Genomic DNA, 17623 nt, shown 5'->3' with positions numbered 1-17623 from the left:
GGCCCCTCGACTCAGCCCTTGCTGGACAGCACCAGTTTGATCTGATCACCCGGCTGCAAGCGGCGCAGGTTGGCATTCCATTTTTTCAGGTTCACCTGCGCCACCTTGTATTGCCGGGCGATGCTGTACAAGGTGTCACCCTTTTTCACGGTATAAATCGTGGGGCGAGCCTCTTCGCTCCCCTTCTTGCCGTGACGGCTCTCCGGTTCAGCCTTGGCCTGCTTGCTGCTTCCCTGCGGCTCCACCAGGTTCAGCACTTGGCCTGCATGCAAGGCCGGGCTTTTCAGCTGGTTGTAGCTCAGCAGCTGTTGGGTCGTCAGCCCATAGCGGCGGGCAATGCTGAACGCGGTATCACCGGTGACTACTTTGTGATGGGTCGCTGTCGCAGCCTTGCCTTCCGGCTGGCTCACGGTCTCGGCCAGCTTCAATGTCACCGGCTCCGGCTTGCTGCTGGAGGCAGGCGTTTCCACTGCCACCACTGGCGCCGGCCGTGGATTGGCCTGAACGGTAAACGATGCGGTTTGCAGTCCTGTCGTCACCGGTGCCGGGCTGACTGCAGCAGGAGTCTCTGCGGTCCGCTCCGGCACAACCGGCTCAGCAGGGGCCGTCGCCACGACTGTCACTGGAGCAGGCTTGCTGGCAGGCTTGCTCGCGCTGGCGATCTTGCTGCCACGCCGCACCACCACGGGTGCAGGCTCGGCCACCTTGGCCTCGCCAGCAGCCAGAATCGGGTGATCTTCCGAAGCCTTCAGCGGCACCAGCAGGATCTCGCCCGATGCGACACGGGCACGGGTATTCAGGCGGTTCAGCCGCTTCAATTCATCCAGTGAGATGCCATAGCGGTCTGCCACGTCGCTCAGGCTCTCTCCCCGCTGCGAGGCATACGCCTGCCAGGTCAGTGTGGGCTTGTCGTAGCTGGAGAGGCGGGTGAGGAACGAGTCTGCCTTGTCCACCGGCAGCAGGATGCGGCGATTATCCTTGCTCGCCACCACCGGGCGGGTATAGGCCGGATTCAGCTTGGCGAAATCCGCCACACTCATATCCGCCAGCTGCGCAGCCAGCGCGGTGTCAATGTGACGATTCGGCGCCACCGTGACAAAATAGGGACGATTCGGAATCGGGGTCAGGCTGATGCCGTAAGCTTCCGGATTGCTGACAATATTCTTCAGTGCCATCAACTTCGGCACATAGGAGCGGGTTTCGTTCGGCATGTGCAGGCTGACGAAATCGGTCTCCAGCCCTTTGAGGCGGTTCTTCTGTACCGCCCGCTGTACGGAACCCTCGCCCCAGTTGTAAGAAGCCAGCACCAGATTCCAGTCACCAAACATGCTGTAGAGGTAATCGAAATAATTGATGGCAGCATCCGTGGCTGCCACCACATCGCGGCGACCGTCATACCACCAAGTCTGCTCCAGACCATAGGTCTTGCCGGTGGAGGGAATGAATTGCCACAAACCAGAGGCATGCGCGCGGGAATAGGCATCCGGCACAAACGCGCTCTCCACGATTGGCAGCAAGGCAAGCTCGGTGGGCATGCCACGCTTTTCCAGCTCGGTGACAATATGGTAGAGGTAGCGGCTGCCACGCTCGGTCACCCGGCGCAAATAGTCCGGGTGTTTGAGAATCCAGTTTTCCTGATCACGCACCATCTGGTGGTCCAGCGGCGTCATCTGGAAACCCGCACGAATGCGTGCCCACAGGTCATCCTGCAGGACATCGTTCAGCGGGTTGACGGGCGCACGGCTGGTCAGGGGGGAAGTACGGACTTCAACCGGGGCAGGTGGCTGCGAATCAGGGACTGACTGCTCTTCGGCCAGCACGAGCGGGCTGGAGGTTGCGGCACACAGGGTGAGCGAGGAAAGCAGGAGTCGTTTGATCATGCAGTGGCCTGCCCATTGGCATATTTCAGGAATGAGCGGATGGTACTGCCCCCTGTCTGCAGCGTCAAGGATGAACGGTCAATCAACCTGGACGGACGGATTCAGCCATCACCCGTTGCCGCCGGGATTCTGCCAGCACCATGCCGGTGGCGACCGAGACATTGAAGCTTTCCACTTGCCCGAACATCGGAATACTGACCAGTTCGTCGCACAGCTCACGCGTCAGGCGACGCAAGCCCTGCCCCTCATTGCCCAGCACCCAGGCCAAGCCACCTTCATGATGGAACTGGAACAGATCGGTATCCGCTTCACCCGCGGTACCGGCCAGCCAGATGCCTTCCTGCTTGATCTCGCGCAAGGTGCGCGCCAGATTGGTCACCGTCAGGTACGGTACGGTTTCCGCCGCACCACAGGCCACTTTCGCAGCGGTCGCATTCAATCCCACCGCGCGGTCCTTGGGCGCAATCACGGCATGCACGCCCATGCCGTCCGCAGTACGCAGGCACGCCCCCAGGTTGTGCGGGTCTTGCACGCCATCCAGCACCAGCAACAGCGGCGGCTCCTTCAACTCTGCCAGCACATCGTCCAGATGCTTGGCCAACGCAGTACGCTCCACGCGCGCCACCACCCCCTGATGACGCACATCGCCCACCTTGTCCTGCAATTGCGCCAGACTGACCCGCCGCAGCGGAATATTCTGCTGCTCGGCCAATGCCAACACCGTGGCCATGCGTGGGTCCGCCCGCCCTTCCAGGCAGTACAGCTCGAAAAACCGGTGACGGGACTGGCGCAGCGCAGCGGTGACCGCGTGCAAGCCGTAGAGATAGGAAGAGGACATGCGAAATACCTGATGCACAGATTCAAGCCTGACAGGGTATCAGAGCCGGGCCCGCACGTCAGCCTGCCATGGCACGGCCCCCCTCATCCAGCCTATAATGTCGTATGCCCGCGTCCTGCCCCCACCTTCCTGCATGAAGCTCCACCGGCTTGCCCCGGCTTTGGCCCCGATCGGTCTGGGCCTGCTGCTGGCCATTGTGATCGGGCTGCACCCACTGGGAGAAGCCGCCTCACAATATCTGCTGCTGCTATTGATTTTGCCGTGGTTACTGTGGGGGATTCGGCGCGGTGGCAAGCGTCAGATCCTCATCGCCACCAGCCTTGGCATGGCGGCCAGCCTGCTGGCCTTGATGCGCCAACCTCAGCAGAGCATTCAGGATGCCTTGCTGGCCTTGGTCACCTTGAGCTGCTGTGGCGCGCTGTCACTCCAGGCCCGTATCTGGCGGCAACGCCACCAGCGATCCGAGAAAGTACGTCTGTCCCAGCAGGATTTGCTGGAGAACCTGATTCGTCACGCCCCTGCGCTGCTATACATCAAGGACGTGAACAGCCGCTACCTGCTGGCCAGCGAGAGCTATAACCGGCTGCTGGGTCAGCCGGATGGCCTGGCCGGAAAAACCCTGGAGTCACTGTTTCCGCCGGATGAGGCCGCCCTGATTCGCCATAATGACCAGCTGGCCCTGAGTCGGGGGGAGAGCCTCACCGTAGAAGAAACCATACACATTGACGGCGAAGCCCGAACCTTTCTGGCGATCAAGGCCCCGTTCCAGGACGACAGCGGACACTGGGCCGGGCTGGCGTGCAGCTCAGTCGACATCACCGAGCGCAAAGCGGCCGAGCAGGCTCTGAAGGAAACCGAGAGCAAATTCCAGGCCTTGGCCAACCTGCCTTTGCTGGGCATCTTCATTGTGCAGGACGGACAGCTGGTTTACCTGAACGAGCAAATGATCAGCATGACGGGTTACAGTGCTCCGGAGCTACTGGTTCCACTGGATCAATTACCCTTCCTGCCTGCCGAGGAAGGGCGACGTCTGCAGCGTGTGATTGAAAGCCGCCTGCGGGGCGACGAGCCAGGATATACCCAGTTCCGTTGTCACAACAAACAGGGCAATGCACTGGATGCGCTGGCCCAGTCGGTACGTTTCAGCCATCGGGGTCGGCCAGCCGTGATCGGTATCCTGCTGGACATGACGGAAAAGAACCGGGCACTGGAGCAATTGCGCCTGACCGCCAAAGTATTTGAGAATGCCAGCGAGGGCATTGTCATCACGGATGCCGAAGGGCGCATCACCGCCGTCAATGACGCTTTCAGTCGTGTCACCGGCTACACCGAGCAACAGGCCATCGGCAAGCGTTCGCGTATCTTCAGCCGCAACCGGGCCGTCGGTGGTCTTGGCGAGGATGCCCTGCAGCAACTGCAGCAGCATGGCTACTGGCAAGGTGACATCCAGGACAAACACCGGCAGGGCCATACTTACCCGGTGTGGCTCAGCATCAGTGCGGTACATGATGAACATGGTCAGCTCAGCCATCATGTTGCGGTATTTTCCGACATCACCGCCCGCAAGGAGGCGGAAACTCGCCTGCACTATCTGGCCAACCACGACCCGCTGACCGGACTACCCAACCGCACGCTGCTGCATGAGACGCTACAGCATGCGATGCAGGCGGCCCGTCTGCATGAAGAATCCCTCGCGCTGTTCTTTATTGACCTGGACCGCTTCAAGATCGTGAACGACAGTCTGGGCCATGATGCGGGCGACCAATTGCTGCAGGCCGCCACCCATCGCCTGGCAGAAGTCATCGGCCAGCAAGCCTTGCTCGCCCGTATTGGCGGGGATGAGTTCGTGGTACTGCTGGAGCGCTGTCACGAGATCCCGGTTGCCGCGCAATGGGCCGAGCGCTTCCTGCAGGCCATGGCCCAGCCGTTCAGCATCCTCGGGCGGGAGTTCTATCTGGGCTGCAGCATCGGCATCAGCCTGTTTCCGCATGATGGCTCGGACGGTCATACCCTGCTCAAAAATGCAGACCTCGCCATGTATCGTGCCAAAGAGGCGGGCAAGAACACCTACCAGTTCTTTGCACCGGAGATGAATACCCGCGCCTTCGAGTTTCTGATGATTGAGCATAGCCTGCGTCAGGCCATGGCTCATGAGCAGCTGGAGCTGCACTATCAGCCCCAGGTGCGCCTGCAGGATCAGCACATGGTCGGCGTCGAAGCGCTGCTGCGCTGGCAGCACCCGGAACTGGGCCAGGTTCCGCCCTCCCGCTTCATTCCGCTGGCCGAGGAAACCGGCCTGATTGTCAGTCTGGGGGCCTGGTTATTGCAGCAATCCTGCCTGCAGTTGAAGCAATGGCATCAGGAAGGCAGACAGGGATTGCGGCTATCGGTCAATCTCTCCCCCCGCCAGTTCAACCATGGCTCGCTGCTGCCTACCGTACAGGCCGCCATACAGGACAGCGGTATTGATCCGGGCTGCCTGGAGCTGGAGATCACCGAGGGGATGATCATGCAGCAGCCCGACGAAGCCCGCCGCATCATGGCTGACCTGCGTCGCCTGGGGGTGCGGCTGGCAATTGACGATTTTGGCACCGGCTACTCATCACTGGCCAACCTCAAGCTGTTTCCGATCCAGACGCTGAAAATCGACCGGGCCTTCATCACGGGTCTGGCGGATTCCAGCAGTGACCGCGCCATTGCCACCACCATCATTCAGCTGGGCAAACTGCTGGGCATGACCGTGATTGCAGAAGGCGTGGAAAACCAGCAGCAACTGGCCTTTCTGAATGAACATGGCTGCGATATTGCCCAGGGCTACTGGTTTGGCGCAGCCAGCCGGGCAGCCTCGCTACCCTCTTCCCCCGTCCGCTCAGGAGCACACCCTGCATGAACGCCCCCAGCACCGAGGTACGTCAGCAAGCCATACGGCGCCTGTTGATCGGCATTGCCCTGATTCTGGTCGCCATTGTTGTGCTCAATGCCCTGTCCCGGCTGAAAGAAAGCCAGCGGCGTGAGTTACTGGCCTCCGCGCCAACCGTCGCCTCGCTGGCGGTGGAAGCGCCGGTGGCCAGCCAGCCAGCCCCCGCAGCCAGCACCACCCTGCCCGCCTCCGCCGCCAGCGAACCCGTGTCGGCGGCCAGTCAAGCGCAGACTGCCAGTGCACCGGTAGCGGCGTCCGTTGCCCCCAAACCGCAACCGCCGGTTGTCCTCAACCATACCGGCCTGCCACCGGTTGCCACCGCGCCAGCGACAACAACGGCACCGCCCGTCAAACCACAAGCGGCACCCGTGGCAACACCGCCCAAGCCAAGCCAGGCTCCCGGCACGGCAACCGCTCCAACCAGCCAGCCCAAGGCTACAGTGAAGCCGCAGGCAGCCCCCTCTGTCAGCCCCGCCCAACCGGCAACCCCACCTGCCGCCCCACCCACCCCTCAAGCCCTCCCGCTCCCCGTCAAAGTGACCGGAGCCGCCGAGGGCCAATATCAGGTGCAGCTGGGGCTGTTCAGCCACCCGGACAACGCCACGGCCTTGTTGCGACGCTTGCAGGAAAACGGGGTGGCGGCCCATCTGGAAAGCCGGGTGGTACTGGGCCCCTTCAAGGACAAAGCCAGCGCCAAGGCGGCTGTCGCCCAGCTACGCGCGCTGGGTGTACAGCCTATCGTGGTGGGCGGGGGCGAGTAAATCCGGCCAGACCAGTAGCCTCAGTCTGGCCGCCACACCACCTCCAGGCCAGGCATATCAGCCGCCCCCTGCAGCGTGTGATCATGGCCGAGTCCCGGCACCCACACCAAGTGACCTTCCGCATGAAACAGCGGCGTCCGCTCCCGCTGCCAGGGCGGCACTCCTGCCGCCTGCCATAGCTTGACCAAGGTCTGGCGAGGCTGTTTGGCGTGCCGCTTCAGCACTTCCCCACCCTGCCTCGGTGCAATGCGCAGGGTCTGCCCCAGCCAGGCCACTGGCCAGCCACCCTGCTCGGTGGCGCGCACCTGCACCCGGCCTCCCCAGCCGGGCAAGGCGGTGTCACCGTACTGCACCACCCAGTCGTACGCTTCACACGGCGGGGTAAAGTCGGCCACCCAGTACAGCACACCGCGATACACCCGCACGCTGCCCGCCGCGCCTGGCAGCGAGACTTGCAAGAGGGCATCTGGCCGCACCGCCTGCAAGGCTTCACGCAGCGCCTCCAGCCAGCGCCAGGAAGGCGGGCGCTGCTGATGCCGCACACACAGCTGATGGCGCAGCAGGTTACGCTGCCGGTGTGCGGGCAAGGTCAGCAAGGCGGCAACCGACAGACCCTCGCCCTCAGCCACCGTTACCCTGTCCTGCTCAGCCAGCTCGGCAAGGCAGGCCGCCGCATCCTGTTGTACCCATTGGCTGCGGGTCAAGGTCTGCCGGTAGGCGGGATAGCGCTGAGCCAGTTGCGGCAGCAGCTGCTGCCGCCAGAAATTGCGGTCAAAGCGGGTATCCTGATTGCTCGGGTCCTCCACCCATGGCAGCTGATGCTGCTGAGCATACGTCTCCAGCGTTTGACGCGGCAGTGCCAGCCAGGGACGCAATTGACGCAACGTACCCACCGCCTGCTCGCTGGCCATGCCTTGCAGACCCTCAGGCCCCGCCCCGCGCAGCAGCTGCATGAACAGGGTTTCCATCTGGTCATCCTGATGCTGGGCCAACAGCAGCACGTCCTCAGCAGTCTGGTACAAGGCCTGATAGCGATGACGCCGCGCCACCGCCTCCAGACTCTCTCCTCCTTTCCGCACCACCTGACAACGCTGCACGGTCAGGGGAATCTGCCAGCGGCTACACAGCCGCTCACAGAACACCACCCACTCCTCTGCCACGGCCTGCAGACCATGGTGGACATGACAGGCGGCCAGCGGTACGGCATGCGCATTGGCCCAATGCTGTGCGGCATGCAGCAGGCACACCGAGTCCAGTCCGCCCGACAAAGCCACCCACAGCTGGCGTGGCGGCTCCGCCAGATGGGATAACGCTTCATCCAGCGCGTGATAGGGACTTGCTTGCATATGCAGGCCTCCAAAACAAAACGGCGTCTTGCGACGCCGTTTGATCCAGCCGGGGCAGCCTCACGATCAGGCGGCCTCTTCCTTGAACTTGCCGTAAGCCATCAGCCGATCGTAACGCTGATCCAGCAGGGTATCCACCGGCAGGGTCTGCAAGCCTTTCAGTGCTTCCTGCAAGGCTTTCTTCAGCGAAGCGGTCATGGCGCGCGGGTCACGGTGTGCACCACCAACAGGTTCATTGACCACCTTGTCGATCAGGCCCAGGGTCTTCAGACGGCTGGCGGTAATACCCAGCGCCTCAGCAGCATCCGGCGCACGCTCGGCGGTTTTCCACAGAATGGATGCACACCCTTCCGGCGAAATCACCGAATAGGTGGCATATTGCAGCATCAGGGTGACATCCCCCACCGCAATGGCCAATGCGCCACCGGAACCACCCTCACCAATCACCGTGCAGACCACCGGCACGCGCAGACGGGCCATTTCAAACAGATTGCGGCCAATCGCCTCAGACTGGCCACGCTCTTCCGCGCCGATCCCGGGATAAGCACCCATGGTATCAACAAAGGTCAGCACCGGGATGCCAAATTTCTCGGCCAGCTTCATCAGCCGCAGCGCCTTGCGATAGCCTTCCGGTTTCGGCATGCCGAAGTTACGCAACACCTTCTCTTTCGAGTCGCGCCCCTTCTGGTGACCAATCACCATCACCGTCTGACCATTGAAGCGCGCCATGCCACCAACAATCGCCTTGTCATCGGCAAACGCACGGTCGCCATGCAGTTCCTGAAAGTCGGTAAACAGGCCCGCCACATAGTCCAGCAACTGCGGGCGCTGCGGATGGCGTGCCACCTGCGAAATCTGCACTGCCGTCAGCTTGCTGTAGATGCTCTTGGTCAATTCCTGACTTTTCTTCTGCAGCCGCTCGATCTCTTCCGAGATGTCTACGGCAGAATCATCCTGCACATAGCGCAGCTCTTCAATTTTGGCTTCCAGTTCGGCAATTGGTTGCTCGAACTCAAGAAAGGTGGTTTTCATCCGGTTCGGATTCCACTGGAAAAACGGCGCCTATCATACTACCGTCCGGGTCAATTCACCAAACCATCAATCCAGACTGTTTGCACCAGCGCTCATGTAACTTCGTCAAAAAGCAGCCAACATCCGCCAAATGGCGCTTCAAATATTTTTGAACACCAGTTCACAACGTGTTGCCGGTTTTTGATAGCCGCGCCGCTTCTCCAGATTGAGCAAGATCGGGTATTTGACTTTCGGCTCTACCGCTCGCGTTTCCGGATTCCGGCCCAGCAACATGAGAATGGTAATCTGCTCGGCTTGCTGGCAATCCAGCAAGACGCATTCTTCATCCGTCAAGGTCAGCTCATAGCTCACCCCGAACAGAGAGGGATCGACCACGCTGAAGGTGATCTCGGGCTGGTCCAGCGATTGCAGCCAGCGCACCTGTGGCTGGGCACTGCCTTCGTCATACAGCAGCTTGAAGCGGGTACACTGCTCCAGCCCCGGCAGCCCGGCAGGAAAGGTCAGCACGGTTTCCGGGTCCACATCCAGGGGGCCAAACCATTCGGTCATCACTTGCATGCGGTGCTCCTGTTGTGTGTTTGTGTATTCTCCCAGCATAGCGCCCCAAGCCAGAAAGTACCAGCGCTTGGCAAAGCGACGGGGGTGGCATAGCATAGCGCCGGTACACCGTGCAGTGTTTTCAATTCAAGGACCCCACATGCATTTCTCCCCTGTGAGCTTCTGGCTGATTTGCGGACTGGTGCTGGTCGGTCTGGAATTGCTGACTGGCACGTTCTATCTGCTGATCATCGGTGTTGGCACGCTGCTGGCTGCGGCTGCGGCCTGGCTCGGTCAAGGCCCGGTCATCCAGCTGCTGGCGGCCAGCATCGGCAGCCTGCTGGGGGTGCTGCTGTTGTGGCAGCGACGCAAAGCCGATACCGGTCTGGCAGCCGCCTCGCCCAGTCTGGACATTGGTCAACAGGTGGAGCGCATCTCAAGCCCACAAGACCGTTTGCAAGTTCGCTACCGGGGTACGGTGTGGCAGGCCGAGTGGCTGAATGCGCCGGCCGCCGAAGGGATGCCGCTGTATATTCATGCCATGCGTCAAAATGTGCTGATCATCAGCGATCAGCCGGTGCAGCAAGCCTGATTCTCATCCGAGGAGATCATCGTGTCTTCCCTGTCGAACCTGCTGGAGTTGTATATGCAGAACGTTGCCCTGATCCTGTTGGTGGTCGCCGTCATTCTGGTATTCATGTCGATCCGCGTGGTGCCACAGCAAAGCGCGCTGATCGTGGAGCGGCTGGGCCGCTTTCGCGCGGTGCTGGAACCTGGCCTCAACGTGGTGTTGCCGATGATTGACCGGGTGGCCTACAAGCATAGCCTGAAAGAAATTCCGCTGGATGTCCCCAGCCAGATTTGCATTACCAAGGACAATACCCAGCTGCAGGTGGATGGCATTCTGTATTTTCAGGTTACTGACCCCAAGCTGGCCTCCTACGGCACCAGTGATTACATCCTGGCCATTACCCAACTGGCGCAGACCACCTTGCGCTCGGTGGTGGGCAAAATGGAACTGGACAAGACCTTTGAGGAACGCGACGAGATCAACCACACCGTGGTGATGGCGCTGGATGAGGCGGCCGTCAACTGGGGGGTGAAGGTGCTGCGTTATGAAATCAAGGATTTGACGCCGCCCAAGGACATCCTGCACGCCATGCAGGCGCAGATCACCGCCGAGCGCGAAAAGCGTGCGCTGATTGCTGCCTCCGAAGGCCGCAAGCAGGAGCAGGTCAATATCGCCACGGGTGAACGTGAAGCCGCCATCCAGCGCTCAGAGGGCGACATGCAGGCGGCGATCAACCAGTCGGAAGGGGAAAAGCAGGCCGCCATCAACAAGGCGCAAGGCGAATCTGAAGCCATTCGGCTGGTGGCGCGTGCGACCGCCGAGGCTATTCATATGGTGGCGCAAACCATCAAGCAGCCGGGCGGGCTGGAAGCCGTCAACCTGAAAGTGGCCGAACAATATGTCGAGGCGTTTGCCAAGCTGGCCAAGACCGGCAACACCCTGATCGTGCCGAGCAATCTGTCGGATGTCAGCAGCCTGGTCAGCAGCGCCATGCAAGTGGTCAAGAACAGCGGGACCAGCACCCAAGGCTGAACGGAACAACAGCGTTACCACAGGCCATGCCTCGCATGGCCTGTTTGCATTCTGGAGCATGCATGACCCTACCCCGACACTGGGACCTGTTCTGCGCCGTCATCGACAACTTTGGTGACATTGGTGTCTGCTGGCGACTGGCGCGTCAGCTGCAGCACGAGTATCAGCTACCCGTACGGCTGTGGGTGGATGATCTGACCGTGTTCCGCCAGCTCTGCCCGAGCGTGGACCCGACACAAGCACAGCAATGGGTTGAGGGCATTGAGATCGTGCACTGGCTGCCGGACATGTCCCTCGAACACATCCAGCCCGGCGAGGTGGTCATCGAAGCCTTCGCCTGCAACCCGCCGGAGGCCTTTCTCACGGCCATGGCCCGGCAAGCCATGAAGCCACTATGGCTGAATCTGGAGTACCTGAGTGCGGAGGACTGGGTGCCGGGCTGTCACCTGCTGCCCTCGCCCCACCCTCGTCTGCCCCTCCGCAAATATTTTTTCTTCCCTGGCTTTGTACCGGGTACCGGCGGCCTGTTACGCGAAGATGGGCTACTGGCCCAAGTGACAGCAGATCGCCAGCAGCGTACGCTGTTCTGGCAGTCATTGGGGCTGGCGATTCCGGAAGCAGCCTTGTGTGTCTCACTGTTTGCCTACGAGAACCCCTGCCTGACCGAGTTGCTGCAGGCCTGGCAGCACAGTCCGGTGCCCATTCATTGCCTGATGCCGCCGGGTCGGGTCGTCCCTGATCTGCTGAAAGCCTTGCAGTGGTCCGAGCTGCCTGTTGGCCGCAGCGGCAGCCGGGGTGCGTTGACCGTACACGCCCTGCCCTTTCTGTCACCCCGCCACTACGATCAACAGCTGGCCTGCTGTGACCTGAACTTTGTTCGCGGCGAAGATTCCTTCGTGCGGGCCCAATGGGCCGCACAAGCCATGGTGTGGCACATCTACCCTCAGGCGGAGGACGCCCATGTGCCCAAGCTGGAGGCCTTCCTCGATGGCTATCTGAGCTCTGCGGACAAGACACTGGCCACTCCGCTACGCCAGCTGTGGCATGCATGGAACGGCTTGGGTCCACTGGCGGACAGCTGGTCCGCCCTCATGGCGCAATGGCCCCGCTGGCAGCAACACGCCCGCCAATGGCAGCAGCAACAGGCGCAGCAGCCCTCGCTGGCAGACAATCTGGTCGAATGGGCCAAAACACGTTAGAATAAGCTGTTTTGGCGCAGCGTTTTCCGGATTGCGCCTTGGTCAAACTGTACAGGACGTAACGATGAAAACCGCTCAGGAACTCCGCTCTGGCAACGTGTTCATGGTTGGCAGCGACCCGATGGTCGTGCAAAAAACCGAATTCTCCAAGTCCGGCCGTAACGCCTCGGTCGTGAAGATGAAGATGAAGAACCTGCTGACCGGCGCTGCTTCGGAAGCCGTTTACAAGGCCGATGAAAAATTCGACGTGGTGGTGCTGGAAAAGCGTGAATGCACCTACTCCTACTTTGCCGACCCGATGTATGTGTTCATGGACGCCGAGTACAACCAGTACGAAGTGGAAAAGGACAACCTGGGTGACGTGCTGAACTTCCTGGAAGACGGCATGGAAGACCAGTGCGAAGTGGTGTTCTACGATGGCAAGGCCATTTCGGTTGAACTGCCGACCACCATCGTGCGCGAAGTGGCTTACACCGAGCCGGTCGCCCGTGGCGACACCTCCGGCAAGGTGATGAAGGCTGCGCGTCTGGCCAGCGGCTTCGAGCTGCAAGTGGCTGCCTTCATCGAAATCGGTGAAAAGATCGAAATCGATTCCCGCACCGGTGAATTCAAGCGCCGCGCCTGATTCTCAGACCGCACGCAACAAAAAAGCCCCTTGCACGCAAGGGGCTTTTTTGTTGTGCATCACCAGCGGCTTAACGACCCATGGCCAGATATTCAAAGCCTTGGGCGCGTACCAGTGCCGGGTCGTACAGGTTCCGCCCGTCAAAGATGACCGGCGTTTTCAGCGCTTGCTTTAACCACTCGAAATCCGGGCTACGGAACGGCTTCCACTCGGTCGCAATCAACAACGCATCGGCTTGCGCCACTGCTGCATTGGCCGATTCAGCAAACTGCACGCGATCCAGCGCGATACCGGCAGCCTGCATCGCCACCCGTCCGGTCTCCATGGCAATCGGGTCAAACACCGCCACCGTCGCACCGCGTTGCAACAGACCATGCAAGATAGTGAGGCTGGGCGCTTCACGCATGTCGTCGGTATTGGGCTTGAATGCCAGTCCCCACAGGGCAAAATGCCGCCCGGCAAGGTCCTCGCCAAAACGTTGCACCACCTTATCCACCAGCCGCTGCTTCTGCTGCTCATTGGCATGCTCTACCGCTGCCAGCACCGCCAGTTCGACGCCAGAAGCCTGCGCTGTGCGCTGCAGGGCCTGCACGTCCTTGGGGAAGCAGGAGCCACCATAACCAATGCCCGGATAGAGAAAATGATAGCCAATGCGCGGGTCGGAGCCAATGCCTTGCCGGACCAGCTCAATGTCCGCGCCCAGGCGTTCGGCCAGATTGGCCAGTTCGTTCATGAAGGAAATCCGCGTTGCCAGCATGGCATTCGCTGCATACTTGGTCAGCTCGGCAGAGCGTACGTCCATCCACACCATGCGATCATGGTTACGCTGGAACGGCGCATACAGCTCACGCATCAGTTTGCGTGCCGTCTCATCCTCACACCCGACCACGATACGGTCCGGACGCATGAAATCTTCAATGGCCGCCCCTTCCTTCAGGAACTCCGGATTGGATACCACGCTGAACGGGATATCCACCCCCCGCGCCTGCAGCTCCTGCTGTACCGCCTGCCGCACCTGATCAGCGGTACCCACCGGCACTGTGGACTTGTCCACGATCACACGGTATTCCGTCATGTGGCGCGCCAACTGCCGGGCCGCAGCCAGCACATACTGCAGATCCGCCGAGCCATCTTCACCCGGCGGCGTCCCCACCGCGATGAACTGTACCGTACCAAAGGCCGCGGCCTCAGCGGCATCAGTGGTAAACGACAGGCGGCCTGCCGCCACATTGCGGCGGATCACTTCATCCAGCCCCGGCTCATGGATCGGCACTTCGCCCTGCTGCAGGCGGGCGACCTTGCGGGCATCCACATCCAGACACAGCACCATATTGCCCACATCGGCCAGACAAGCGCCACTGACCAGCCCGACGTAACCGGAACCGACTACGGTAATCTTCAAACCACTTCTCCAATCTCCTGCCGGATGGCGTGCAAGGCCGCCAACGGATCTTCTGCTCGGGTAATGGGCCGCCCCACCACCAGATAGTCACTGCCAATGGCGATGGCCTCAGCCGGAGTCAGGATGCGCGCCTGATCGTCCGCTGCCGCGCTGGCCGGTCGAATCCCCGGGGTGACAGTCAGGAATCCGGCACCGCACGCTTGCTTGATCGGCTGCACTTCCTGCGCAGAACTGACCACCCCATCAAAGCCGCTGCTGCGGGTCAGCGCAGCCAGCCGCAGCACATGCTGCTCCAGCGTGCCCTGTACACCCAGCTCGGCCAGCTCGTCCTGCTGCATGCTGGTCAGTACGGTGACAGCGATCAACAGCGGGCGATGTGACAAGCCCTCAACCCGCTCGCGCGTGGTTTCCATCATGCGGCGACCACCCGAGGCATGGACATTGACCATCCACACCCCCAGCTCTGCGGCCGCTCGTACCGCTTGCGCCACGGTATTCGGGATGTCATGAAACTTGAGGTCAAGAAACAGGCTGAACCCCAGCGCCTGTAGCTGCTCCACGATCGCCGGACCGGCACGGGTGAACAACTCTTTGCCCACTTTCAAGCGGCAGGCCTTGGGGTCCAGTTGTCGGGCCAAGGCCAGGGCGGAGGCGGCATCGGCATAATCAAGCGCCACCACGATGCGGGGTGAATGAAGCAAGGTCATCAGGGCCATCCTCTACGGCAAACTGGCTTGCCCACGCAGGGCACTATAGCTTTCCCACTCGGCGCAGCCCGGGCAATGCCAGAAATACTGGCGGGCACGGAAGCCGCAATGGCGGCAGCTGTGCATATTGTGCTTGTCGGCATGCTGGTGGACCAGATTACGCACCTGTTCGAGGTCAGCACGGCGCTCCGGTGGCGCCACCAGCAACTGCACCTGCAGCAACCGATCCAGACCGAGCAGCGAGGGCTGACGGCGCACTTCATCGCACAGCAGCTCGTAACTGTCCTGCAGTTTTCCGGCCTGTTGCAGCGCCAGATTGAGGGGCTCCAGCAAGTCCAGGCTCGGGTAGCGCTGATACAGGCCACGCAACAGCGTCAGCCCTTCTTCCTGCCGTCCCTCATCCTGATAGATGCGCAGCACCTTTTCGGCCACCATGTGCAGGTAGTCCGGGTTCTGCTGCTCGATGCGCAGCCACGCTTGCCGCGCGGTATCGGCCTGCCCTTGCATCAAGGCCAGATCACCTTGCAGCAGGGTGGCACGTACGCATTTACGGTGCACGTCCAGTGCGGATTGCAGATATTGGCCCGCCACTTCCCACTGCGAGGCACTCATCGCTCGCTGAGCCAGCTCACAATAGAACTGCGCCACCTCATGCTGATGGGCATGCGCAGCATCCGGCAGCTGGCTGGCCATGTCGATGGCCTTTTGCCACTCCCGCTCCTGCTGATAGATGTTCAGCAGCGCCATGCGGGCCTCGGTGGCCTGGCCGTTATCCAGCAACTGACGGTAACTGTCTTCTGCCCGGTCCAGCAGGCCTGCCCGCTGGTAATCCTCACCCAGCGCCTGCAGGGCTTGTGAACGGACATCGGGGCTCAGATCGGGACGTTGCAGAATGGATTGATGCAGCTTGATGGCACGGTCAAGCTCGCCCCGTTTGCGGAACAGGCTCCCCAAGGCAAACTGCAGCTCCACCGCGTCCGGATGGTGATGCGCCACGCTGACCAGCGCGCCCAATGCCCGGTCCGGCTGCTCGTTGAGCAGGAAATTCAGCCCTTCAAAATAGGCCTTGGGCACCGCCCGTGAATCACGCAGCAATTGCCGAATGTCGATACGGGCCGCCAGCCAGCCCAGCCCAAAGAACACCGGCAGCAGCAACAACCAGAGGTAATCAAATTCCACAGTGGATCCGTCAGATCAGAGAACGGCGTCGGATGCCGGTTGGGTCAGCGGGCTGGCAGCAGCATTGCGGTTGCGCAACTCCCGTTTGAGGGAGAGCAACTCACGACGCACGCGCATCACGAACACCATGCTGGCCAGCAGGCCAAACAGGGTGCCCACGGCAAAGAACACCAGCAGCAGCACCACCAGCGGCGTCTGCCAGGCATGACCCTGAAACAGGTTCAGACTGACCGTTTGGCCGTTTTTCATGGCAAATGCCAGCAGCAGGATGAACAGGGTGATTTTCAGCAGCAGGAACACATAGCGCATCGCGGCACCTCTCCAAGCATAACCCCGCATTGTACCGGAGAAGCGCCCTCGCGGACAGACGCACCCCGGCGCGTCCAGCGCGCCTTACGCCAGACGGACCAGCCCCCGTGCCAGGTCCGCTTGCAGGTCCTGCACCGACTCCAGCCCGACCGACACCCGCAGCAGCCCCTCACCGATGCCTGCCAGCTCACGGGCCTCCGGGCTGATGCGGAAGTGGGTGGTGGTAGCCGGATGGGTGATGGTGCTGCGCGAATCCCCCAAATTGCCGGTGATGGAAATCAGCTGGCAGGCATCAATCACCTGCCATGCGGCCTCACGCCCGCCCACCACTTCAAAGGACAGCATGCCACCCGGCAGTGCCAGTTGCGCGCTGGCCAGCTCATGCTGCGGGTGGTCAGGCAAACCGGGGTAATACACCCGCTTGACCGTCGGCTGGGTTTGCAGCCAGGCGGCCAGCTCTGCAGCGTTGCGGCAGTGCCGCTCCATGCGCAGCGGCAAGGTTTCCAGTGCCTTCAACAGCACCCAGGCATTGAAGGCAGACAGCGTCGGCCCGGCGGTGCGCAGGTAGAGGAATACTTGCTGCATCAGGTCCGCCTTGCCCAGCACCGCGCCACCCAGCACGCGACCCTGTCCATCCAGATATTTGGTGGCCGAATGCACCACCAGATCCGCCCCCATCTGCAAAGGCTTCTGCAGGATCGGGGTCGCAAAACAGTTGTCGACCGCCAGCAGTGCACCCGCCTGGTGCGCAATCTCCGCCACGGCGCGGATGTCGCCCACTTCGGTCAGCGGGTTGGACGGTGTTTCCATAAAGAACAGGCGGGTATTCGGCTGCACCGCCTCTCGCCAGGCAACGGTCTCCGACAGCGGCACATAGCTGACGCTGATGCCGAAGCGGGAGAGGATGTTGTTGAACAGGCCAATGGTAGAGCCAAACAGGCTTTGCGAAGCGACGATGTGGTCACCCTGCTTCAGCAAGGCCATGCACAGCGCATTGATGGCCGACATGCCGCTGGCGGTGGCCACACAGCGTTCCGCCCCTTCCAGCGCCGCCAGCCGGTTTTCAAACATGGTGACAGAGGGATTGGTGAAGCGCGAGTAGGTATAGCCCGGCTCCACCTCGGCAAAGCGGGCAGCCGCTTCAGCAGCGGAAGTGAACACATAGCTCGAGGTGGGATACATCGCCTCGCTGTGCTCGCCAAAGGGTGAGCGTTCCGTGCCGGCGCGGATGGCCAGCGTCTCATCATCCCAGTCCGGTGTACCGGCTCCCTGCTGCTGCATGTGT

16 protein-coding genes are annotated in these 17623 nt (G+C 61.4%); 6 read left to right on the top strand and 10 right to left on the bottom strand.

Annotated elements, in window-relative coordinates:
- Positions 1-11 precede the first annotated feature (11 nt).
- Positions 12-1880 carry a LysM peptidoglycan-binding domain-containing protein gene (locus ACE3O2_RS07100; protein ID WP_374336065.1) on the bottom strand — a complete coding sequence of 623 codons (1869 nt, stop codon included), beginning with the start codon at positions 1878-1880 and terminating at the stop codon, positions 12-14.
- 82 nt (positions 1881-1962) lie between these two features.
- The gene (gene rlmB, locus ACE3O2_RS07095) at positions 1963-2718 is read right to left on the bottom strand and encodes a 23S rRNA (guanosine(2251)-2'-O)-methyltransferase RlmB (protein WP_374336063.1); all 756 of its coding nucleotides are present in this window, start codon (positions 2716-2718) and stop codon (positions 1963-1965) included.
- A 97-nt stretch (positions 2719-2815) separates the two neighbouring features.
- On the opposite strand from rlmB, the gene ACE3O2_RS07090 reads away from it, so the two are divergent.
- Both ACE3O2_RS07090 and ACE3O2_RS07085 read left to right on the top strand, forming a co-directional pair.
- Positions 2816-5608, top strand: coding sequence for an EAL domain-containing protein (locus tag ACE3O2_RS07090; RefSeq protein WP_374336061.1), 2793 nt, complete (start codon positions 2816-2818; stop codon positions 5606-5608).
- A complete protein-coding gene (locus ACE3O2_RS07085) occupies positions 5605-6399 on the top strand; it encodes an SPOR domain-containing protein (protein ID WP_374336059.1) in 795 nt (264 codons plus the stop codon). The genes ACE3O2_RS07090 and ACE3O2_RS07085 overlap by 4 nt, the downstream gene beginning before the upstream one ends.
- A gap of 20 nt (positions 6400-6419) precedes the next feature.
- Here the strand turns inward: ACE3O2_RS07085 and tilS are convergent, their stop codons facing one another.
- The 3 genes from tilS to fliW all read right to left on the bottom strand — a co-directional run bounded on the left by tilS (position 6420) and on the right by fliW (position 9335).
- The gene (gene tilS / locus ACE3O2_RS07080; RefSeq protein ID WP_374336057.1) at positions 6420-7745 is read right to left on the bottom strand and encodes a tRNA lysidine(34) synthetase TilS; all 1326 of its coding nucleotides are present in this window, start codon (positions 7743-7745) and stop codon (positions 6420-6422) included.
- Positions 7746-7811: 66 nt separating this feature from the next.
- A complete protein-coding gene (locus ACE3O2_RS07075; protein ID WP_168875601.1) occupies positions 7812-8777 on the bottom strand; it encodes an acetyl-CoA carboxylase carboxyltransferase subunit alpha in 966 nt (321 codons plus the stop codon).
- A 138-nt stretch (positions 8778-8915) separates the two neighbouring features.
- Entirely contained in the window at positions 8916-9335 is a 420-nt protein-coding gene (gene fliW, locus ACE3O2_RS07070) for a flagellar assembly protein FliW (RefSeq protein WP_374336055.1), read from the bottom strand.
- A gap of 139 nt (positions 9336-9474) precedes the next feature.
- Here fliW and ACE3O2_RS07065 point away from each other — a divergent pair, with 139 nt between their 5' ends.
- The 4 genes from ACE3O2_RS07065 to efp all read left to right on the top strand — a co-directional run bounded on the left by ACE3O2_RS07065 (position 9475) and on the right by efp (position 12741).
- Positions 9475-9906, top strand: coding sequence for an NfeD family protein (locus tag ACE3O2_RS07065; RefSeq protein WP_374336052.1), 432 nt, complete (start codon positions 9475-9477; stop codon positions 9904-9906).
- A 54-nt stretch (positions 9907-9960) separates the two neighbouring features.
- Positions 9961-10917, top strand: coding sequence for an SPFH domain-containing protein (locus tag ACE3O2_RS07060; protein WP_374336674.1), 957 nt, complete (start codon positions 9961-9963; stop codon positions 10915-10917).
- Between the two features lie 62 nt (positions 10918-10979).
- Positions 10980-12116: an elongation factor P maturation arginine rhamnosyltransferase EarP gene (gene earP / locus ACE3O2_RS07055; RefSeq protein WP_374336050.1), complete on the top strand. Its 1137-nt coding sequence runs from the start codon at positions 10980-10982 to the stop codon at positions 12114-12116.
- A 64-nt stretch (positions 12117-12180) separates the two neighbouring features.
- Positions 12181-12741: an elongation factor P gene (efp, locus tag ACE3O2_RS07050; protein ID WP_168875605.1), complete on the top strand. Its 561-nt coding sequence runs from the start codon at positions 12181-12183 to the stop codon at positions 12739-12741.
- Positions 12742-12811: 70 nt separating this feature from the next.
- Here the strand turns inward: efp and ACE3O2_RS07045 are convergent, their stop codons facing one another.
- From ACE3O2_RS07045 to ACE3O2_RS07025, 5 genes are all read right to left on the bottom strand, one after another.
- Positions 12812-14143 carry a UDP-glucose/GDP-mannose dehydrogenase family protein gene (locus ACE3O2_RS07045; protein ID WP_374336046.1) on the bottom strand — a complete coding sequence of 444 codons (1332 nt, stop codon included), beginning with the start codon at positions 14141-14143 and terminating at the stop codon, positions 12812-12814.
- A complete protein-coding gene (gene pyrF / locus ACE3O2_RS07040) occupies positions 14140-14850 on the bottom strand; it encodes an orotidine-5'-phosphate decarboxylase (protein WP_374336044.1) in 711 nt (236 codons plus the stop codon). The genes ACE3O2_RS07045 and pyrF overlap by 4 nt, the downstream gene beginning before the upstream one ends.
- A 12-nt stretch (positions 14851-14862) precedes the next feature.
- Positions 14863-16029, bottom strand: coding sequence for a lipopolysaccharide assembly protein LapB (gene lapB, locus ACE3O2_RS07035; RefSeq protein ID WP_374336042.1), 1167 nt, complete (start codon positions 16027-16029; stop codon positions 14863-14865).
- 15 nt (positions 16030-16044) lie between these two features.
- Positions 16045-16338, bottom strand: coding sequence for a lipopolysaccharide assembly LapA domain-containing protein (locus ACE3O2_RS07030; protein ID WP_374336040.1), 294 nt, complete (start codon positions 16336-16338; stop codon positions 16045-16047).
- 84 nt (positions 16339-16422) lie between these two features.
- Positions 16423-17619: an O-succinylhomoserine sulfhydrylase gene (locus ACE3O2_RS07025; protein ID WP_374336038.1), complete on the bottom strand. Its 1197-nt coding sequence runs from the start codon at positions 17617-17619 to the stop codon at positions 16423-16425.
- Between the last annotated feature and the right edge of the window lie 4 nt (positions 17620-17623).

It is taken from the genome of Leeia sp., from assembly GCF_041909055.1.
GTDB classification, from domain to species: domain Bacteria; phylum Pseudomonadota; class Gammaproteobacteria; order Burkholderiales; family Leeiaceae; genus Leeia; species Leeia aquatica.
This window is presented reverse-complemented; position numbering and strand designations above follow the sequence as displayed.